19 protein-coding genes and 1 tRNA gene are annotated in these 21200 nt (G+C 39.4%); 13 read left to right on the top strand and 7 right to left on the bottom strand.

What is annotated here, in order from left to right; translation table 11 throughout:
* Positions 1–140: 140 nt before the first annotated feature.
* The 5 genes from OD355_RS04805 to OD355_RS13930 all read left to right on the top strand — a co-directional run bounded on the left by OD355_RS04805 (position 141) and on the right by OD355_RS13930 (position 4976).
* Positions 141–1403 carry a DEAD/DEAH box helicase gene (locus OD355_RS04805; RefSeq protein WP_263037320.1) on the top strand — a complete coding sequence of 421 codons (1263 nt, stop codon included), beginning with the start codon at positions 141–143 and terminating at the stop codon, positions 1401–1403.
* A gap of 194 nt (positions 1404–1597) precedes the next feature.
* Positions 1598–2062 (top strand): GNAT family N-acetyltransferase, encoded by a 465-nt coding sequence (locus OD355_RS04800; protein ID WP_263037319.1) that lies wholly within the window; start codon positions 1598–1600, stop codon positions 2060–2062.
* Between the two features lie 1051 nt (positions 2063–3113).
* Positions 3114–3536 (top strand): hypothetical protein, encoded by a 423-nt coding sequence (locus OD355_RS04795; RefSeq protein ID WP_263037318.1) that lies wholly within the window; start codon positions 3114–3116, stop codon positions 3534–3536.
* A 554-nt stretch (positions 3537–4090) separates the two neighbouring features.
* Complete coding sequence (locus OD355_RS04790; protein WP_263037317.1) at positions 4091–4387, top strand: hypothetical protein; 297 nt, start codon at positions 4091–4093, stop codon at positions 4385–4387.
* A gap of 355 nt (positions 4388–4742) precedes the next feature.
* Positions 4743–4976: a transposase gene (locus tag OD355_RS13930; protein ID WP_382303462.1), complete on the top strand. Its 234-nt coding sequence runs from the start codon at positions 4743–4745 to the stop codon at positions 4974–4976.
* A gap of 103 nt (positions 4977–5079) precedes the next feature.
* Here OD355_RS13930 and OD355_RS04780 read toward each other — a convergent pair.
* A tRNA-Ser gene (locus OD355_RS04780) sits at positions 5080–5164 on the bottom strand.
* Between the two features lie 76 nt (positions 5165–5240).
* On the opposite strand from OD355_RS04780, the gene OD355_RS04775 reads away from it, so the two are divergent.
* From OD355_RS04775 to OD355_RS04760, 4 genes are all read left to right on the top strand, one after another.
* Positions 5241–7049 (top strand): ABC transporter ATP-binding protein, encoded by a 1809-nt coding sequence (locus tag OD355_RS04775; RefSeq protein WP_263037315.1) that lies wholly within the window; start codon positions 5241–5243, stop codon positions 7047–7049.
* A 74-nt stretch (positions 7050–7123) separates the two neighbouring features.
* Positions 7124–8122 carry a hypothetical protein gene (locus OD355_RS04770; RefSeq protein ID WP_263037314.1) on the top strand — a complete coding sequence of 333 codons (999 nt, stop codon included), beginning with the start codon at positions 7124–7126 and terminating at the stop codon, positions 8120–8122.
* On the top strand, positions 8082–10394 hold the full coding sequence (locus OD355_RS04765; protein WP_263037313.1) for a hypothetical protein: 2313 nt from the start codon (positions 8082–8084) through the stop codon (positions 10392–10394). Before OD355_RS04770 ends, OD355_RS04765 begins: the two co-directional genes overlap by 41 nt.
* Before the next feature lie 206 nt (positions 10395–10600).
* Positions 10601–11062, top strand: a complete 462-nt coding sequence (locus OD355_RS04760; RefSeq protein WP_263037312.1) for a PUR family DNA/RNA-binding protein — start codon at positions 10601–10603, stop codon at positions 11060–11062.
* A 102-nt stretch (positions 11063–11164) separates the two neighbouring features.
* On the opposite strand, the gene OD355_RS04755 is transcribed toward OD355_RS04760, so the two are convergent.
* From OD355_RS04755 to OD355_RS04740, 4 genes are all read right to left on the bottom strand, one after another.
* Positions 11165–11674, bottom strand: a complete 510-nt coding sequence (locus tag OD355_RS04755) for a DUF4296 domain-containing protein (RefSeq protein ID WP_263037311.1) — start codon at positions 11672–11674, stop codon at positions 11165–11167.
* Positions 11675–11748: 74 nt separating this feature from the next.
* A complete protein-coding gene (gene coaBC / locus OD355_RS04750; RefSeq protein WP_263037310.1) occupies positions 11749–12951 on the bottom strand; it encodes a bifunctional phosphopantothenoylcysteine decarboxylase/phosphopantothenate--cysteine ligase CoaBC in 1203 nt (400 codons plus the stop codon).
* Between the two features lie 337 nt (positions 12952–13288).
* Positions 13289–13630, bottom strand: coding sequence for a DNA-directed RNA polymerase subunit omega (locus OD355_RS04745; RefSeq protein WP_263037309.1), 342 nt, complete (start codon positions 13628–13630; stop codon positions 13289–13291).
* A gap of 4 nt (positions 13631–13634) precedes the next feature.
* The gene (locus tag OD355_RS04740) at positions 13635–14516 is read right to left on the bottom strand and encodes an outer membrane protein assembly factor BamD (protein WP_263037308.1); all 882 of its coding nucleotides are present in this window, start codon (positions 14514–14516) and stop codon (positions 13635–13637) included.
* 392 nt (positions 14517–14908) lie between these two features.
* On the opposite strand from OD355_RS04740, the gene OD355_RS04735 reads away from it, so the two are divergent.
* Positions 14909–15526, top strand: a complete 618-nt coding sequence (locus tag OD355_RS04735) for a LolA family protein (RefSeq protein WP_263037307.1) — start codon at positions 14909–14911, stop codon at positions 15524–15526.
* Between the two features lie 64 nt (positions 15527–15590).
* Here OD355_RS04735 and OD355_RS04730 read toward each other — a convergent pair whose 3' ends face one another.
* Both OD355_RS04730 and OD355_RS04725 read right to left on the bottom strand, forming a co-directional pair.
* Complete coding sequence (locus OD355_RS04730; RefSeq protein WP_263037306.1) at positions 15591–16088, bottom strand: ClbS/DfsB family four-helix bundle protein; 498 nt, start codon at positions 16086–16088, stop codon at positions 15591–15593.
* A gap of 55 nt (positions 16089–16143) precedes the next feature.
* The gene (locus OD355_RS04725) at positions 16144–16797 is read right to left on the bottom strand and encodes a hypothetical protein (protein ID WP_263037305.1); all 654 of its coding nucleotides are present in this window, start codon (positions 16795–16797) and stop codon (positions 16144–16146) included.
* A 207-nt stretch (positions 16798–17004) separates the two neighbouring features.
* Between OD355_RS04725 and OD355_RS04720 the strand changes: the two genes are divergently transcribed.
* From OD355_RS04720 to OD355_RS04710, 3 genes are all read left to right on the top strand, one after another.
* The gene (locus OD355_RS04720) at positions 17005–17721 is read left to right on the top strand and encodes a Crp/Fnr family transcriptional regulator (protein ID WP_263037304.1); all 717 of its coding nucleotides are present in this window, start codon (positions 17005–17007) and stop codon (positions 17719–17721) included.
* 106 nt (positions 17722–17827) lie between these two features.
* Positions 17828–18295 carry a hypothetical protein gene (locus tag OD355_RS04715; RefSeq protein WP_263037303.1) on the top strand — a complete coding sequence of 156 codons (468 nt, stop codon included), beginning with the start codon at positions 17828–17830 and terminating at the stop codon, positions 18293–18295.
* Positions 18296–18326: 31 nt separating this feature from the next.
* Positions 18327–20735 (top strand): heavy metal translocating P-type ATPase, encoded by a 2409-nt coding sequence (locus OD355_RS04710; protein ID WP_263037302.1) that lies wholly within the window; start codon positions 18327–18329, stop codon positions 20733–20735.
* Positions 20736–21200 lie beyond the last annotated feature (465 nt).

Here is a 21200-nt window from a genome sequence, read left to right as displayed (position 1 = left end):
TCATTTATTTCGCGGCATTAGAAGCCGGACTTTTATTCCAGATCTAACCATCCCACAATAAGCGCCATTCAACGGCAGGTTCCAATTTTTATTGATGAAGTTGTACTTCATTTCCGCACTCATTTTTAAATACAAACTAATTGTTATTTACAGACTTAAAACTTATTAAGCCCATCCTTGATGCACTTAATAAACAGGGTTATACAAATCCTACACCTATCCAGCAACAGGCCATCCCACATATTTTGAACGGAAAGGATGTGCTGGGCTGCGCACAAACCGGTACCGGTAAAACTGCTGCGTTTGCCATACCTATGCTGCAGCGATTGGACAATTCCGCACAAACTTCGCCACGCATTAAACACATTCGTGCGCTCATTCTTACGCCTACACGTGAGCTGGCCATACAGATCCAGGAGAGTTTTGAAGCATATGGCGCAAACCTCGGTCTCCGCAACCTCGTGATCTTTGGCGGCGTAAACCAGGGACAGCAGGTACAGGGATTAAAAAAAGGAGTGGACATATTAGTGGCCACACCCGGCCGTTTGCTCGACCTGATGAACCAGGGATTCATTAGTTTACGCGATATAGAAATTTTTGTGCTTGACGAGGCCGATCGCATGCTTGACATGGGCTTTGTGCACGACGTAAAAAAAGTGATCGCTAAACTACCCGTGAAAAGACAAACGCTTTTCTTTTCGGCAACCATGCCAAAGCAAATACAATCACTGGCGGATAATATTTTGACTGCTCCTGTGAAAGTAGAAGTAACTCCTGTGTCATCCACAGCGGAAACCATTGACCAGTCTTTATTTTACGTGGAGCGGAAAAATAAACCGGATCTGCTGATGCACATTCTGTCTGATGCAGGAATAGAAACCGCCTTGGTTTTTACCCGTACCAAACACGGAGCCGACAAGGTTGTGAAAGGGTTGCTGCGCAATAGCATCAGCGCGGAAGCTATCCATGGAAACAAATCGCAGGCAGCGCGTCAGCGCGCACTGAGCAATTTTAAATCACGCCAGACAAGGGTACTCGTAGCAACCGATATTGCTGCCCGTGGCATTGATGTGGATGACCTGACGCATGTGATCAATTACGACCTGCCCGATGTACCCGAAACTTATGTACATCGCATAGGGCGTACAGGCCGTGCAGGTGCAAGCGGTATATCATTTTCTTTTTGTGAATCAGAGGAATTAGCTGCATTGAAAGATATCCATAAACTGATCGGTAAAAAAATACCTCTGGTAGAAGCACATCCTTTTCATACCGTGTTAGAGTTTTCTTCAAAAAATGCATTATCAAAACCACCCGTGGGCAACAGGCCTTTTACTGCGGAAAGAAGGAATAACAATACCCACGGCCGGCATAAGAAAAAAGTTTTCCGGCAGCAGGCATAACAGATCTTTCAAGCGGCAGCATACCGGCAATTTCGCAGGATGATCTTTTGTTTGTTGCATGATAACAGTATGTAATAAAAAACAAACAGACAAGTCTGTCTATGTCTTTATTTATTTACTCAGCATCTGTTTTCAAATTCAGTGATCTATGAATTATTTTATAATTTTAGCTTCCCAACAAACAATTACAAACAATGATTCGATTGATTGCAAAAGAAGATATACAACGAGTGAATGAATTGTATTTTGCATTATTCAAATTAACTGCTCAAACAGAACCGTATTATCATAAGCCAACCTATCAAAATGAAGATTTTTTAAAAAGCATAATTGACCAACAAAACGGTTTTGTAGGCTATGTGTATGAAAAAAACGATTTAGTTGCCGGGTTTGTAATTGCACAATTACAAACATCCCCGCCCTATGAATGTTTTAAACAATTAAATTCTGTTTATTTAATGGATATTGTTGTCGATGAACATTATAGAGGGCAAGGGATCGGTGCTAAACTGATTGACAAAATAAAAGATTGGAGTTTCCGAAATGACGTGGACTATCTCGAATTATCAGTATTAGCTAAAAATAAAAAAGCCTATCAACTGTATTTAAGAGAGGGATTTGTTCCCTATAATATGTCTATGAGAAGTAAACTGAAATAAATTCTTTTTTTCACTGGCGGCAATTATTTTGCTGCTCTTTATTCAGGTATTTCTTCTCATATTCATTGATAAGAATTAAAACGTTTAGCAACATTTTTTCATTTCTGCCGTCTGTTTTTTAATTTATAAAGCTATGCAGATGCTTTTTCTCCGAAAAATTGGCGTTCAATAACCTTACAATCTATTTTTAATTGGTTGCTAATCGCCCCGAAATTTACCGAAAAAATTATTCAATCCTCCATAGTATTTCACGGCATTCATATCCATCTTACGGTCTTTACCGTCTTCTGAATGATGTAAGTTGTGAATCGCCAATCCGAGAATTTGATTAGTTCGGTTGCTACATTGATGTCATTAACCTGTCGTATAAATATGTAAAATGCTTTAGGTAAATTAACTTGTAGAAATATGGTAAAATTGAATACCTACAAAAGAACCCCATTTAACGGTTGAATCAAATGGGGTTTAATGGTATTGAATATTATACCTGCGGGATGACAATTAAAGATAGGTTTCATTGTAAAATTTATCCATTCGCTTCATTTTGAAATTCCTGATTTGGGGTTAGCTTTAATGCTATAAGTGCCTAAATTTGGGGCATTTAGCCACTTTTAGCTAAAATTCATTTAGCTTTTTTTTCGTTCGGTTTTGATTATTGTTTATATTCCTCGTCAGTTACTTCATTCAACCAAACTGTTTCGCCCTGCTCTTCGTGATTTGCAGTCACGAAGCCGTATCGGGAGATTTCAAATCTCCGGATAGCAAATTCTACATTGCAAATGTAGAATAGCATTGATGTTTCTGAATGGTAAATGTATATTTTTTCGGTTCGTATAATATTGTATTGTTTAGTATATTTGGAATAGTTAATTTGAATACTTGAGCAAAAAATTTATTGTTCTGATGATTTACTAAAGTAGAATAAAAGAGCTATTCGAAATTGCAAATGTCGAATTGCAGGAGATGCAGTTTCTTTCAATGGATTTAATATCAATAGAGGAGCAACGGTACAAAGATTTAAAGATTTCTCGAAAAGAATTAAAGATGTTTTATGGCTCAACAAAAGGTAATTATAATACCTGCAAAATGGATTGTTATTATATTAACAACTTTTTTTACGCTTTGCATAATTGCTTTTTTTATAGAAAATAAAAGAGTTGAAAACTATAGGCCAGTTGAAAAAAAAGATAGTATAAATTTACTTATTACAAATAAGCAAAGCAGAGGAGGTATTTTTATTAATGATAGTTTAGTGATTGCTAGTAGCATTCCTTTTATTTATGTTCCTAAAGAATTTCAAGATTGGGATGCCATGCGTCCTATCATTTCATTTTCAAATAAAGCGTATGAATATAAAATTTCTGATGTACAAATTCCTTATCAATTGTTGAAAAAGAAAAACAACGATACAGTATTTGTGATAAGAAAGAAAGATACTTTGTTATTGTTGTTATCAGCTATGTATGTTGAATAAAACGCATATTCCACAGGGCATGTCGAAGCATAGAAAAAACAGATTTACAATTTCTTTTATAATGATATTTGGCGAGGATCTTCAAGCATTAACACCTAAGGCAAAACTTGAGTATCAAGTTGTACTTCAAAAATCTATGAGTTTATAAGATGCAAGGGTAATAGAACAAAAATTGATTAACTTCTATGATCTTAAAAAAAGTGGAGACAATTATTCAATAAAATTAATTCGGTCGCACCAAAATTTTGCCGGGCGCTGAAATTCGCACTACCTATACGACTTATCCAATTATAAGATACTAAACTAATGAAAAAAAGAAAAAGAGTTTACATAAAAAAAGGAGACATTTTTAAAGTACAAATAACAGAAAAGAAATTTAAGTGCTTCCAATATATTGCAGATGATTATACGCAACTAAACAGTCAGGTCATAAAGTCTTTAAAAATGAATTTACAGTTAATGCTTTTTCAACCAAAGATATTCTCAGTTATGAAGTAGATCTTTATGCACATACTGTTATAAAGGTAGGGATATGGGAAAATATTATAGAAAAAATGGGTTCCTGCCCACAGGTCGGAAATACAGAAAATATTTTTTTCAGAAGTACATTAGACTATGACATAAGGCGTGGAGACCCCGTAATAGAATATACTGCTAATTGGCGCATTTGGAAAATTAATGAGCCTATGGTAAATGTAATCGGCTTAAACAAGGAGATGGCTCAATACGATATTGGATTAGTTTTTTATATTGGTAATATCATTGATAGAATGAAAACCGGAGAATATACAATGAAATATCCCCAACCCATAATTGTGGATAAACCAGTAATAGTGCGGCTATCTCCGTAACATTTTACGCTGTTTGGACTTGGGCTTCTCCGCTATAGAGGGGATGGTTGCTGGTCTAAATGATGTGCTACAGGATAAGCTAGGTGGAAATAAAACAACACTTAATAAAAAGAGTTAGCGAAAATAGCTGAAAAGTTAGAGGTTTCAATAGAAGCTATAGCAGCTTATGACAAAGCTTAAGCAGCTGCTCGCAAGATCCAGGTACCTGCTCTATAAATCCCAGGACAAGTGGACCCAAGACCAGAAGGATAGAGGCAGGATATTATTGGGCTCTACGCAGACCTAGAAAAAGCCTATGAGTTAAGCCAGAGATTATCGTGGATCTATAACAGCATCAAGGACAAGGGGGTCGCCTATGCCAGATTGGGGCTGTGGCATCAGCATGTTGAGGCTTCGGGATTCAAATCATTCAATACGGTCCAGGACGATAAAGAACCATTATAGAAACATACTGAACTACTTTGATAACAAGAGCACCAATGCTTCAGCAGAATCGTTCAATGCTAAGATAAAAGCGTTCAGAAGTCAGTTTAGGGGTGTCGGAAATATTAATTTCTTCCTCTTTAGATTGACTAAATTATTTGCTTAGTCCACAGGTTTTGAAACTGATCCATAACCATCTGAAAATGAAAGAAAAAGGATTGCTGATTTGCCAAAAAAAAAGAGGGGCTTCTTGATGAAGCCCCTCTCAGCGGAGAGAGAGGGATTCGAACCCCCGGACCTGTGACAGTCAACGGTTTTCAAGACCGCCGCATTCGACCGCTCTGCCATCTCTCCGGGTGCAAAATAACAGTAACTTTATTATTTCTCCAAAAAAATCTGGCCAACTTGCCGTATTTTTGCCAAAAAACAATTGAAGCATCTTAAAGCAGTCAACAAATATTTATGGAAGTACAGGCTAAGGTTTTTTGCCGGCATCCTGTTCATATGCGCTTCCAATTATTTCGCGGTGCTTGCCCCGGAAATTACGGGCTACGTTATAAACAAAGTGCAGGAAATGCTGCCAAATGGCAAGCCTGCTTCTGTAAATCCTTCCCAATTTGCGCTTATCAATAATTTCTTTGCCTGGGTAGACCAATTCGACTACGGTAAAATCGTGGTGATATCCAGCCTGGTGATCTTGCTACTGGCAGTTATCCGCGGGGTGATGATGTTCTTTATGCGCCAGACCATGATCGTAATGAGCAGGCATATTGAATACGACCAGAAGAATGAGGTCTACGATCACTACCAGAAGCTCGATGCGGGTTTTTATAAGATGCACAGCACCGGAGATCTCATGAATCGTATGGCTGAAGACGTCAGCAGGGTAAGATTTTACACCGGCCCGGCCATTATGCACCTGGTAAACCTCGTTTCTATCATTGCTTTTTGCCTCTTCAATATGTTTGGGAAAGACGTTAAGCTCTCGTTGCTGACCCTCGCTCCCCTACCGGTACTGGCTGTCACCATTTATTTCGTCAACTCCATCATTCACAAAAAAAGCGAAGTTGTACAAGCTAAGCTTTCCGACATTACCACCACGGCACAGGAATCTTACTCCGGCATCAGGGTGATCAAATCTTTCGTGCAGGAGAAATCGATGATCAACTTTTTCCGCATCAACAACGATGCCTACCGTACCAACGCTATAAGCCTGGCCAAGATAGAGTCTGTCTTCTTCCCTACTACCGCTATGATCGTGGGCTTAAGCACGTTGCTGACCATTTTCATCGGCAGTATGATGATACTGAACAATTCATCCAGCATTGGTGTTGTGGTTGAGTTTGTGATGTACATCAACATGCTGATATTTCCTTTTACTGCCATCGGTTGGGTGGCCAATATGATACAGCGTGCGTCTGCATCCCAGAAAAGGCTCAATGAGTTCCTGGAAACACAGCCTGAGATTGAAGATAAGCCGGGAACAATCAATGCGGATATTAATGCGGATATCAGGTTCGACAAAGTTTCATTCACCTATAAAAATACCGGCATCAAAGCGCTTGATCATTTATCGCTTGATATCAGGAAAGGAGAAAAAGTATTGGTGCTGGGTAAAACCGGCAGCGGCAAAACTACCCTTGCACAATTGCTGTTGCATTTTTATGAACCTGACGAAGGTAAAATATTGATTGATAATACCAACATCAACAACATCAGGCTTTCGCACCTGCGCGATCATATCAGCTATGTGCCACAGGATGTGTTTCTTTTCAGCGATACCGTTTACAACAATATTGCTTTCGGGCTGAAAGAAAGCCCGACTGTACAACAGGTGGAAAATGCAGCTAAGCTTGCCGGTATCCACAACGAGATCTTATCGCTTGATAATGGTTACCAGACACGTGTAGGCGAAAGAGGCGTTACGCTTAGCGGAGGACAGAAGCAACGTATATCCATTGCAAGGGCGCTGATCAAAAAACCCGAGCTGATGATATTTGACGATTGCCTCAGCGCCGTAGATGCAAAGACAGAAAACATTATCATCAACAACCTCAACACAGTGCTGGGCGATAAAACAGCCATCATCATCACACACAGGATATTTACCGTGTTTGATTTTTCAAAGATCATTGTACTGGATGAAGGCCGCATTATAGAGCAGGGCAGCCATGCAGCGCTTATCAAAAACAACGGTTACTATGCAGAACTCTACAACAAACAGGTGATGCAGGCATAAGCTCTTTGCATAACTTATATCACAAACAACGCACTTGTTTCAGTAATCAGAAAAATATATTTAATTTCGTCGGCATGTACCGATGCCGGCTGCTGCTGATCATTTTTTTTATGGTAGGATGTAAGGAAGAAAAACATCCTGTTGAAGCAGCATTTTATTACTGGAAAACAAACTTTACTTTAACCGCGCCGGAAAAACAAATCCTGGAAGAGTTAGATGTAAACAAGCTATATGTACGCTACTTTGATATAGCCATGAAAAATAATACGCCCGTTCCTGTAATGCCTGTATTTTTTGAGAGCAAACCGCCTGTAAAGGAAATTGTACCCGTTGTGTATATAAAAAATGAGGTGATGCTCAATGAACGTGCAGACTTACCTCAATTGGCAGCACATGTGGTTGATTACATCGGGCAGATAAACCGGGAGAACAATATCACTACCCGCGAAATTCAGCTGGACTGCGACTGGACGCTTAACAGCAAAGACCGTTTTCTTGCTTTTGTAAACCTGTTGGCAGAAAAAACGAAGGATACCTTGTCTGCCACCATCCGATTGCACCAGGCAAAATATCACAACAGGACCGGTATTCCTAAGGTGCACAAGGGCGTACTGATGTATTACAACATGGGTACTATAGCCGCAGACTCCTTAAATTCTATTTACGACCGCAACATTGCCAAAAGATATTTACCTTCATTGAAAAACTATCCGTTGCAGTTAAACGTAGCAGTACCGCTATATGCCTGGATGATACACAGCCGCCAAAACAAGATTTTACGCCTTGTGAGCAGGATACGTCTAAAAGATATGGAAGCGCAAAAGGCTTTTAAAAAAATAGATGACAGCCGCTTTATTGTGCTGCAATCAGGTAATTACTTTGGTCATTATTTTAAAAAAGACGATGAAGTAAAAATAGAAAGCATCAGCGAAAAAGATTTGAAGGAAATGGTGGCAGATCTGCGTAAAAGCCTGAAACAACCGCCTGGTGAAATTATTTTTTACGATTTAGATTCTACAAATATCAATGCTTATGAAAAAACTATCTTTAAAAAACTCGTTAACAGCTTTTAGCATTGCTGCCATACTTGGCGGCGGGGCTTATGCATTCGCCTGTGCAGACGGCGGCTGGGATTTCTCTTACCTGTCATCATTCACGCCGGAAGCCTTTGCCGACAAGTCTTACGAGCCCATGTTCTACGCGCCTTCAGACAGGTTTTACAATAATGCATACATGGAAAACAGCACCATGTACAATGAGGATATAGTGGCCGATTGGCAAGACTACCTGGGCAATGCTATGAAGCCGGATGCACTGAAATATTATTTGCTCAACGACAGCATTACAAAAGACCTGGGCCGTATTGAAAAAGCAGCTGACAATAATGAACATACAGAAACACCTTATAACATTAACCTGGGCAACAGCAAAGTAAAAAACTTCATAAAGTTCCTGAAGGTAGCGAAAAGTATAGAAAAATATACAGCACAAACTTATGACTACTGGGATTATCAAAACCGCGTAACGCTAAAGGCTGATGCATCCGTTGCAGGAAAAATCGAGCAAATTTATAACAAGACCGGCAAATCGGACCCGTTTATCGCCAACCGTATGTGGTTCCAGGCAATGAAAGCAAAGTTCTATTCGGTAGATCAGAAATCGCTGATCGGGTATTTTAATAAAACAGAAAAAGAACAGCCCAGGAATACACTTTATTACAGGGCCCTGGCTTATGTGGGCGGCGTTTATTACAACCAGAAGAATTTTGAGAAGTCAAATGCCGTGTTTGCTGAGGTATTCAATGCAGCGCCTTCTCTGCGCCAGATGGCGGTGTACAATTTCAAGCCAATGTCTAAAGATAAATTGCAGGGCGTATTGCATCAGGCTTCGGACAAAAATGTACAAGCTGCTGCCTGGGCTATGAACGGCTATTATGGCGATGAGGCTCTTGCCATGAAGGAAATATACAAGCTAAGCCCGGCCAGCCCGCACCTGAATTTCCTGCTTACTCGCTGGGTAAACTCACAGGAAGAAAACATTAATGTATTCATCGAAAACGGTTTTAAAGCCACCGGGGATTATTTTAAACATATAAAAGGAAAGATAGACCAGCCAACATTGAAGTGGATAAACGAAGTGGCGGCTAAGCCTGAGCTGCTGGATAATCCTGCATTGTGGACATTAGCTTCCGGATACCTGAATATTTTCCAGGGAAATTATGGGCTCGCCGAAAAAGCATTTGCCCTGGCAAAAACACAAAACAAAGGAAATGAACTGGTGGATAAACAAATAAAATTGTTTAACCTGGTAAATAAAATTTCGCAAGTGAAAAAGATTGATGCTGCCGTGGAAAAAGATTTATTGCCCCACCTGGTCTGGCTATATAAAGAAACGGCAGCAAACACCGATCATAGCAATGCTTTCCGCCACACATACACAGAAACTTGGATAAAGAAATATTTGTCGGCAGTGTACAGAGACAACGGCCAGCACCTTTTGTCGGAATTGGTTTTCAGCGACGGCAAATACTTTCAAAACCAGGATAACAGCAGGGCCATAGAGCAATTTCTGCTGAAGAATAACAAAACACCCTGGGAAGAATTGTTTACGGGAATGTATCAATATAACCTGAGTGATATTTACGAAAGCCGCGCCATATATCTTTTTTACAATAATAAAATAGACGATGCTATTGAGGTTATGAAAAAAGCCACACCTGTGACGCGTACTTACAGTAATGGTGAACGCTATACTTCATCTTATAAAGATATGCAATTGTACGGCAATCCCTTCAACGGAAAGATCGCTGACTGCAATGATTGCGACCACCAGGCAAAGCAAAGCGTAAAATATACCAAGCTCGCTTTTTTGGAAAAAGTACAGGAAATGCAACGCAAACTGGCCGCAGGTGAAGATATATACAACAATGCATTGCTGCTGGGCAATGCCTTCTACAATGCATCCTACTTCGGCAATGCGCGCGCATTTTATTACAACGATATTGTGGGAGAATACGGGAGCAACTATATCCTCGATCGCAATAAACCATACCTCCACAGCATGAAATATGCGAAATATTATTATGAGATCGCCGACAAGGCTGCCCATGACAGGGAGGAAAAAGCCAGGATGGCATACATGCTGGCAAAAGTGGAACGTAATGAATTTTATGCAAACACGTATTTCAAAAAAGATTATTACTATCCTTACGAAAAGGGTGTAATAAATTTCAAAGCATGGAAAGGATTCAAAGACCTTAAACAAAAATACGCAGATACAAAATATTACCGGGAAGTGATCGCAGAATGCGGCTACTTTAAAAAATATGTAAGCCGCTCAAACTAATATTTTAAAATAAAATGCAACTATCAGCAACGTGTTTAAGACCATTACGTTATCTTTTTTAAAATAATAATAATTGATACGCTTCAAATTATAATTCATGCTTATTTATTTTTTTAGCAAAAAAATTTTGACAGATAAAAAACAATATTATATTTGTGTATACATTAGTTGATAAAGTATTTTTTTGAACATTAAATTATAGTATTGTGGCGTACGAAAATAATGATAAGAAACAGGAAAGCGTTTACAGTAAGCGCATAAAAGCAGGCAAAAGAAGAACCTACTTTTTCGATGTACGGGAAACACGTAGTAACGATTATTACCTTACTATCACCGAAAGCAGGAAACGCTTTAACGACGATGGCTACGACAGGCATAAAGTTTTTCTGTATAAGGAAGACTTCAACAAGTTCCTGAAAGCGCTTATAGAAACCATTGAACACGTGAAGACAGAATTGATGCCTGACTTTGACTTTGATGCGTTCAACCACGAATACGAGGAAGGCGAGTATACGCCTGCAGAGAAAAAAGAACCTGTTCAGGAGATCAGCAAACCGACTGAAGAGCAACCTAAGACCGACGAAACCGTGGAAGAGCCGCCTGTTGAGTACAAACCTTCTGCATCTTCAGGAGACAACCTGGCTAATGAACACGTAGATAAATGGTAATACCAACTTACTAAAAGATAAAAAGAGATAGCTGCTGCTGTCTCTTTTTTTGTTGAATGCTATGGTAGCATATTGCAGCGTTATCCTCTGCTTTGAGTCTTATTAATCCTTGCGGTAGAGGCTTTTCTGGTAAAACCTGTTTGTAGTAAACAGTTTAAACGCACGTTTTGTACGTTGTATGTAAGATACATTCTTTGCTGCAGGCTCCAGGCTTTCCAGGCTGTCAGCTATATGCGCATTGCGCAGAGAATCCTTTATACGCAAACGTGCTTGCACCGCTTCAGACATGCGGCTGCCATAATTGAAAATGCTGTCGTAGAGCGCCTTTTGAATGTCTGGTGTGGATTGGTAATATTCCAGGCTCTTTACAAATTTTGCCTGTGTCACGCCGTGGTGTTTCAGCACTTTGCTGAATTCCTTAGACATAGTATCGGTGAGTGCCGGCATTACCAGGCCGCCTTCGGCTGCTATCTTGTCTGCAAACATCATTTCCCACATCAGTTCTTTCATCTCTTCCGGCTGAATGTATTTGCGCGGTACCTTAGAGCAGGCTATCAGCAAAACTGTACAGCATAAAAAAATGGCAAGATGTTTAAAACTATTGTGGCTCATTCTGATTTTTAGTATTTCTACTCGATTGCAAAATTAAGTTTTTAAGGCGTTAGCAGGGTTAATGTTAGTAATGTTTACAGATCGGGCTTAGCACAATATTTATTATGTACTATTTCCACGATAAACTCAGCAATTTCTTTTTTTGATTTTACTGCAGACGGGTATTGATTTCCATCTCTGTCAAATATGGTGACCTTATTGGTATCTATGCCGAAGCCGGCGCCCGTATCCTGCGTGGAATTGAGCACAATGAGATCGGCATTTTTATTTTCCAGTTTGGCCACTGCATTTTGGAAGGCATTGTTTGTTTCCAGTGCAAAGCCCACCAGCAATTGTTCTTGATTTTTTATTTCTCCCAGGGATGCAAGAATATCTTTGGTGCGGGTAAGCTCCAGGTTAAAAAGAACTTCAGATTTCTTTATTTTCTGATCTGCTACGGTCGCCGGTTTGTAATCTGCTACAGCCGCCGCAAGCACGGCTATATCCGTTTCATTGAAATGCGCATGAACAGTATTGTACATTTCCTGCGCGCTGGTAACATGCAATACCTGTATATCATCAAATGCAGGCGTTATATTAGATGGGCCGCTTATCACCACTACATCAGCGCCATGCAGGTAAAATGCCTCTGCCAGCGCCATGCCCATCTTCCCTGAAGAATGGTTGCCGATGAAACGTACAGGGTCTATTGCTTCGTAAGTAGGCCCGGAAGTAATAAGTACTTTTTTCCCTTGAAAACTATTTTTTCTAAAGCTTTTGGCAAGAGCTGCAAAGATTTGTGCAGGCTCGGCCATTCTGCCTTCGCCCGTGAGGCCGCTGGCAAGCTCACCGTTTGCTACGTTCAACACCTTTACGCCATGCGCAAGTATCGTCTCTACATTCTTCCTGGTGGCCGGGTGCTTCCACATATCTTCATCCATTGCCGGTGCAGCTATTACGGGGCAGGTGGCGGATAGATATACAGCCAGTAAAAAATTATCACAGTTGCCTGTTGCCATTTTAGCAAGCGTATTACAGCTCAGCGGTGCAATAACAAATACATCTGCCCAACGTCCCAGCATTACATGGTTTGACCAGGTATCTTCTGCAAACAGATCTGATTGTACTTTATTTTTTGAAAGCGTGCTCAACACCAGCGGGGAAACAAAATCCCTGGCAGAAGGTGTCATGATCACTTTCACCTCTGCGCCTGCTTTTACCAGCATTCTTACCAGCTCAATAATTTTATAAGCTGCTATGCTGCCTGTGATGCCGATAAGTATTTTCTTTCCTTGCATGGTATTGATAGTAAACTAATATTTCATTCTATAGGGCTTGCTGCATTCTGCGATCTTCGGCTGTAACTTAAAAATCAGGAATGCCACCCGGTATAAACTGAATGGCATTCTAATAATTTCATGTGTTTATATTTAATTTTTTCTGTTTGTCACATAGAATAACCAAAACCTTAATTTTTATTATCATTCCCGGTTGGTATAGATTCCTAATCTTTATAGTTATTTCATGTGTATTTACTTATTTAATTTTTCTGTTTGCCACACGGAATAACCAGCTTTTTAGATTCAATAGTCGTTCTAAAATCTTTTTGGTTATTGCATTGATAATTTTTTAGAATTATCTGAAAAGGTCTTCCTCTGAACTGCGGTAGTAGATCTTATCTTCCATAAATTCGTGTGTGGCTATAATAGCAGGATTGGGCATTCTTTCGTATGCTTTTGAAATTTCAATCTGCTCTTTGTTTTCATGAATTTCTTCCAGGCTGTCTGTATGGCTGGCAAATTCATCAAGCTTGGTATGCAGCTCTTCTTTAATGGCCAGATTTATCTGGTTGGCACGCTTAGCGATCACCACAATAGATTCGTAGAGGTTGCCTGTTTTTTCTTTAATTTCAATCAGGTTTTTTGTCTCAACTACTGCGGGTATATTTTGACCAACTTGTTTTCTTAATTTGCTCATTGTATTAGATGTTGTTAACGAGTGATTGTGTTTGTTGAAGTTTTAGGGCTTTTACTTCCTGGTTTATTTTATTTTCTATATCAATTACTTCCTTAGCATATTTGCTATTTGGGTATCCCGTTTTGAAGTACTGTACGTTTTCCAAAGCCTTGGTATATCTTGCTTCCTGTAAATGCAAATAACTGTTTTTTGCATACAGGTAAGAAGAAAGCGTTTCCTTATAAGCATATTCATCTCCCCTTTCAGACTCCGGGAATCTTTCTATAAGTGAATTGAAGGTAACCTGTGCGGCAAGGTATTGTTCCCTGTCGAAATAAAGTTTGGCTGCCAGGTAATGTTTTTCTTCCAGTTTTTTTTGCAGGCCGCGCAGTATTTCTGCTCCTTCCTTAGCATTGGCGCCATTGGGGAAGGTGGCAAGGTATGCCTGCAGCAGGGAAATTGCTTTCATGGTATTTGCCTGGTCAAGCTCTGCACGGGGCGAGGCTTTAGCCAGGGACTTCCCTCTGAGGAAGTAAGCTTCTTCAATGTGTGAGCCGGTAGGAAAGTTATCCATGTAGGCTTTAAAAGTCATTTCGGCTTCCACATAATCTTTCAGCAGGTAAGAAGCCATCGCAAACTTGAAGAAATGCTCTTCATAGCGCGGCGTACCTTTCAAAAAAGTTTTTAGTAACTCGTCATACAATTCATGTGCATGGTTCAGGTTCCTGTTGGCTTTAATCCTGTCTCCTGCCTGGCTGTATTTCACGCCGCTCTCATAGAACTGGTTGGCTTTGGAAAGCTTGTATTCATTGTCTTTGCTTTTTAATATTTTAGCATAATCCGTGGAGCAGGAAGCAGCCAAAAGCAACATTAATCCAAACAATAAAAATGAAAATGATCTTTTCATGTGAATTTATTTCGTTCGCCGTTTCGCGGCTGAATTTATTTTACTTGTTACATGGAATAACCGAAGTTTTAAATCTAATCTCTAAGGTCAGGACATTGTCGATTGCTGTAGATTCCTAACTTATATGGTTATTTCATGAAAATTTTATAAATTATTTTTTTACAAATTTTACCAAAGGAAATTTATAAAGTTCACAAAGGTATTACTTTTCAGCAAATTGGGGAAAACAATTTACCGGAAGCGCATACAAATATAGCAATTGATAACAATCTGTATACATCCTGTAATGATTGATTTTGTTAAATAATCACGTTTCTTAAACATTGATTTTATATAAATGTCTTTAATACAACACAAACATTATTTTTGTGAACTTTTAAATTACGATTGAAATGAACAGATTATTAGTCCTTATAGGTACGGCATTATTATCGTTTACGCAAATAAATGCACAAACAGCAGAAAGTATTCTTTCTAAAGTAAGTGAAAAAATCAAAGCGTCTACCGGCATTACTGCCAACTTTACTTACACCACTGTAGACCGCAACAATAAAAGCCAGGGAACGGTGAATGGCATCATGTCTTTGAAAGGCAATAAATACTACATCAAACAAGGCAGCAATGAGATTTTCTTTGACGGCGGTTCTGTGTGGAATTTTAATGGTTCGGATGAAGTCCAGATCAGCAGCCCCCTGAAAGATGCAAGCGCCATCACACCACAGCGGCTGGTGAACGGCGATTTTGCGAAAGGTTTTACTTCTAAACTCGTGTCTTCTGCCGGAAACACCTATAATATTGAGTTGGCTCCTGCCGATAAAAGACAAAGTTTTTCTAAAATAAACCTGTTTATTTCAAAAACCACCCACATGATCACAGCAGCTAACGTGGTTGATAAGAATGGGAATACCACCAGGTTTACGCTATCTAACATAAAAACAAATGTATCTATACCCGATTCAAAATTTAAATTTGATATCAGGAAGCATCCAGGTATCGAAGTGATCGGTTAAAAATTTACACTCCATCTGGCGGCGGTTCCTGATCGCCGTTTTTTAATGCTGATAAGTAAGGGGATTATTTCAGGCATTTCTTTATAAGCTTCAGGCCCCAGTCGTAATGGCTTGAAGTGGCAGAGATCAGGTAGGCTGCCAGAGAAGTTGTGCCTGTCCATTTATATTTTTTCTTTGTAAAAAGCTCATCATCTGTATGTCGGGCAATGATCTGTTGCAATTGCAGGAAAGATCCGTCAAACATTTTCCTGACATCCTGCAGCTTTTCCCGGCTATATTTTTCATTGACCATTTTATTCAATTCCGGCAGTGTTTTCCAGCTATATCCTTCTGCGGGCATCACAGGTACCTGGCCGGCCATGCCTGTTTTGTACCAGTCAAGCATTAATAAATGCCAGTGATGCAGATGCGCTAAAACATCCCTGACATTGCGGTTCATATATTGTGCGGGAAACTCCTTTGTACTATGCTTTTCAGGAAGCGCGTCTATGAAATCTGTAAGCCTGCGGTAATTTCCCTGCGAAAGATTGAGCAACTGCTCTTTATTTGTTGGGCGTGACATGGAAATACTTTGCTTATGAAGTTATTAAATAAACGGGGCTATTACTGGTTTTAAATTAATTTAAGGCAGAGATTATTTCTGCAACATTCTTTTCTATAGAGTTTTTTATATTACTGGTAGCTATATTATAACCCAGTTCTGTAATATCGTCTATGTTACTGTATACATCTTCTTTTGTTCTTTCTTCTTTGCTGAGATGTTTGATATTAATATTTTTAATTTCATTTTTCTTAAAATCATATACGTAATATTTAACCAATGCATGTGATATGCCGTAATTGTTTTTTTTAAGCATAGTAGTAAAACCAATATAAATTTTTTCCTTCGTAAGTTTTTCTTCTATTGTTACTGATACAAGGGAGCCTGCTAACCCGCCAAATGTATTTTGAAATCTTGCGCCTTCTATACATATTAGCTTTTCTAAATTATTTTTCTCACAATATTCTTTAAGTTGTTTCTTTAATTTTATTGATGAAAATGACTGAACACTATCAACTTTATAAATCTTCAAGTTTTTATTTTCTGTTATTTGCTTGAATTCAGTGATGAAATTGAAATCCATTTTTTTCTTTTCTTTAGTGGCTCCTAATGCATTGAACCGCGTATAATAAAAATATGGATCAAAGTCATAAACTAACCCGACTTGGGCAAACAACGGCATTACATAAATTAATAGAGTGAAAAGCAGAACGGGTTTACACAATTTCATAAAATTTATTTTTTATTATTAAAAGAAATTTTAAAGAGCAAAAATTTACTGTAGGTCACTAAGAATGCAAGTTAAATTATATAATAATAATAAATGCTTGTTTTATCCAATTTCAATCAAAAGAAATATGATCTTTGTCATAAAATTTGAATTTAATTAGTAAATTTGCAATTCTTGTCACACAAGTAGAATAGCATTTAGAGATACATGAAAGATTCACCAAGCTACTGCGACCATAACTGCATCAACTGCATACCGCAACAGAGCACAATATTTTCAGGGCTTACCGAGGAAGAACTTATCGCTATGAACGAGCATAAGTCTTGTACCAGCTACAAAAAAGGCCAGGTAATATTTTCTGAACACGGCATTCCCTTCGGCTTATTCTGCGTAAGCGAAGGAAAAATAAAAATTTCTTCCACCGGATACGACGGCAAGGAACAAATACTGCGTTTCGCTAAAAGCGGCGACATCTTTGGTTATCGTGCACTCATCTCCCAGGATAGGTATCACTGCAGCGCTATTGCCATGGAAGACAGCGCCATCTGCGTGATCGACAAAAGTTTTTTTCTTAATTTATTCTATACCAATGCCGCTCTTTGCCGCTCTGTGTTTAAAAAGATCAGTGAAGACCTGAAAAAAGCGGAAAACATTATTGTTTCTCTTTCCCAGAAGAATGTACGTGAGCGCCTTGCAGAATCTTTACTTTTTTTTATAGCTACCTACGGCTACGAAGCTGACGGGGCTACACTTAATGTACTGTTCAGCCGCGAGGAGATTGCCGGCTTCGTAGGCACTTCCACAGAAAGCGTTATCCGCCTCCTCTCAGAATTTAACTCAGATAAAATTGTTGAACTTGTTGGCAAAAAGATCAAGGTGGTGAACCTTGATAAACTTACCAAGACCGCCAATCTCCTGTATTAGCCGTATTTATTTTGTTTATGAAATGTGATAAATATCATATCGCATAACTTTTATTATCATAGTTTTTCCATCGAAAAAGCAGAAACTTTGTATAAAAGCTAAGGCCATGGACAAAATAATAGATACGCAACACTTTTCAGACGAGATCTTTAACAAACTTTATCCTTTGCTTGATAGAGAGTTTGAAGTGTTGAAAAACACAACCGACTGGCAGGAGCATTGCGACCTCAGCAACCTGGTGGAAGAATGGCAGCGCGAATTCTATTCATTGTCCTATTACGAAAAAAAGCTGGTATTTCCCTGCCTGCTCGATAATATCAGTAAAAATCAATTGCCGGGCACAGGTCAGAATATCGAGGAAATTGAAAGGCTTACCTCTCAAAAAGAAAAACGCATACTGCTGCTCTGCGAAAGGGCTGAAAATTTAGCGATGAATTGCGGATTACCGGAAAAACATCCTATTTTTGGGCTTGTGTTTCTCTTCCAAAATTCATTCTGCGAAGTCAAAGGAAAATGGCACGCTTACCTTAAAGAAATAAGCGTTCATAAGGTCTGTCCTTCCGGTGAAAAATGAGAAGCAGGAATGCTTTAAATTTTTGCTGCTGATGTCAGAAAACATAAAATCCGGTTCAACCATCACTACCTGTTTCCACTGCGGAGACGAATGCGCCAATACCAGAATAGCCATTGCCGATAAGTACTTTTGTTGCAAGGGTTGCAAAATGGTGTACGAGATTCTCAACCGCAACGATATGTGTGATTATTATGAATTGAATGCAACTCCCGGCATTTCGCAAAAAACAGAAGTGCGCGAAGGCAAGTTTGATTTTCTGAACGATCAGAAGATCGCACAAAAACTCATCAGCTTTACAGATGGGAAAACTACCAACGTTGCTTTCTACCTGCCGCAGATACATTGCAGCAGTTGCCTATGGTTATTGGAAAATGTACATAAAATCAATGGCGGCATAATATCCTCGCGCGTAAATTTTGCCAGGAAAGAAGTTTTTATAGTTTTTGACAATGCTAAAACCTCCTTACAGGATGTAGCCGTTACCCTTACAGAGATAGGCTATGAGCCGCACATCAGCCTGCAGGATGCAGAACTAAAGAAGCCTTCTGGCATTAACCGGGCACGCATTTACAGGATTGGCATTGCCGGGTTTGCGTTCGGCAACACCATGATCCTGAGCCTTCCTGAATACTTTTCTTTTGTAAGCCGCTGGGAAGACAACTTTGGTTTTGTTTTCAATATTCTCAAAATACTGCTTACACTTCCCGTGGTATTTTATTGTGCCAATGAATTTTTTATCAATGCGTGGATAGGCATAAAGAACCGTTTTTTAAATATACATGCACCCCTGGCTTTGGCTATCGTGATCACTTTTGCCAGAAGCCTTTACGAGGTTTTTTCGCAGACGGGCCCCGGTTATTTCGATAGTATTTGCGGGCTTGTTTTCCTGATGCTTATAGGCAGGGCTGTGCAGGACGTGACCTACCAGTCTATTTCCTTTGACAGGGATTATAAATCATTCTTCCCGATCGCTGTTGACGTAAAGCAGCAAGATGTATTTGTGCCTACCGAAATAAACAATATAGAGGTAGACGATATAATCAATATTCATTCCAACGAACTGATACCAGCGGATGCTATTTTAGTAAAAGGGAAAGCAGAGATCGACTACAGTTTTGTTACGGGAGAAAGTTTGCCGGTGCGCAAAGAGATCGGAGAAATTATATATGCGGGCGGCAAGCAGCTGCATGGCAATATTGAATTGATGGTGATAAAAAAAGTATCGCAAAGCTACCTTACCAGCCTGTGGAACAGGGATGTGTTTAAACAGGAAAAGAAAGAAAATAAGTTTGTGCACATGCTTAGCCGGTATTTTACTTTTATTATCCTGGGCATTGCTTCTGTGGCAGGACTATATTGGTATATGCAGGGGAGAACAGATTACATGTGGAATTCACTTACCACCATTCTCATTATCGCCTGTCCCTGTGCCTTATTGCTTTCAGCCACTTTTACCAACGGCAATGTGCTGCGCATTTTAAGTAAAAATAAATTTTACCTGCGGCACCCGGATGTGATCGCGAACATCTCGCAAATCAATCATATTGTATTTGATAAAACGGGCACGCTTACACAGAACAGCAATGTTTTGGTAAATTATACAGGCAAAAAAATACCGGAAGAGAACCTGGCTGCTGTTGCCAGCCTGCTCTCCCACTCCACACACCCCCTCAGCAATGCCATTTTCAGGCATTTACATATTTCGCCGGATGAAGAAATAGTGCACTTTAAAAATGTAATTGGCCAGGGAATTGAAGGTTGGGTAAATGATCAGTACATTAAGATAGGTTCAGCAAAATTTGTTGGAGCAGAAAAGAAACCGGAAACACATTCAGCAGTTTTCGTGAAGATCGATAAGGATATCTATGGACAATTTACTGTAAAAAACGATTACCGCTACGGCTTTGAGCAGATGATGATGCAGTTAAAAAACGACTATACAATTTCTGTACTGAGCGGTGATAATGATGCTGAAAAAAGCCATCTGCAAAACTTGCTGGGCAGGGAAACGGAAATGCACTTTAATCAAAAACCGGATGACAAGCTGGCTTACATTGCGCATTTGCAGCAAGACAGAAAGCAGCGTGTAATGATGATCGGCGACGGGCTGAATGATGCCGGCGCTCTAAGGCAAAGCCACGTAGGCATAGCGCTTTCAGAAGGCAATAACAATTTTACGCCTGCTTCTGACGGCATCCTTGATGCATCTAAATTTGCACAATTACACAGCTACCTGCGGTTCACTACCTACGGTAAAAAGATTATTGTTGCCAGTTTTGCGCTGTCTATTATTTACAACCTCGTAGGTATTTCTTATGCTGTGCAGGGCATCATGTCGCCGGTGATTGCAGCTATTCTCATGCCTGCAAGCTCCATCACTATTGTACTTATCACCTTCGGCATGAGTGAGCTGGCAAGTAAGCGATTCGGATTGAGATAGCTGTGGTGTTAAGCCTTCGTGCCTTTGGGTGTTTGTGGCAATTCTTTCCATCAATAGTGCATGTGTAAAACCTTGTGCCCTTTGTGTTCCAGATGAGTTTTTTAAACCACAGTGTTCCCCAAGCAGATTCTAAGTTTCACAAAGAAAACCACTCGCGCTTTCGTTTGTGGCATTTGTCACTGAGTAAACACAAAATTTCAAAAAGAAACTTTCGTGTGGCGTCTTGGTGGCAATCTTACTTGTTTTAAACTTTTCCTGGTCACGCCTATCTAATCCTCGTAAACTTTTACAACACAAAAACAAGAACAAAAAATCCGCAAAGCGGCGAACTAAAATTTACACACATGAAATAACCATAAAGATTAGGAATCTATACCAACCGTGAATGAATATTGAATCTAAAAAAAATGGTTATTCCATGTGGCAACTGAAAAACAAATAAATTAAATACACATGAAATAGCCA

This window comes from Haoranjiania flava, assembly GCF_025631005.1.
Classification (GTDB): Bacteria; Bacteroidota; Bacteroidia; order Chitinophagales; family Chitinophagaceae; genus Haoranjiania; species Haoranjiania flava.
This window is presented reverse-complemented; position numbering and strand designations above follow the sequence as displayed.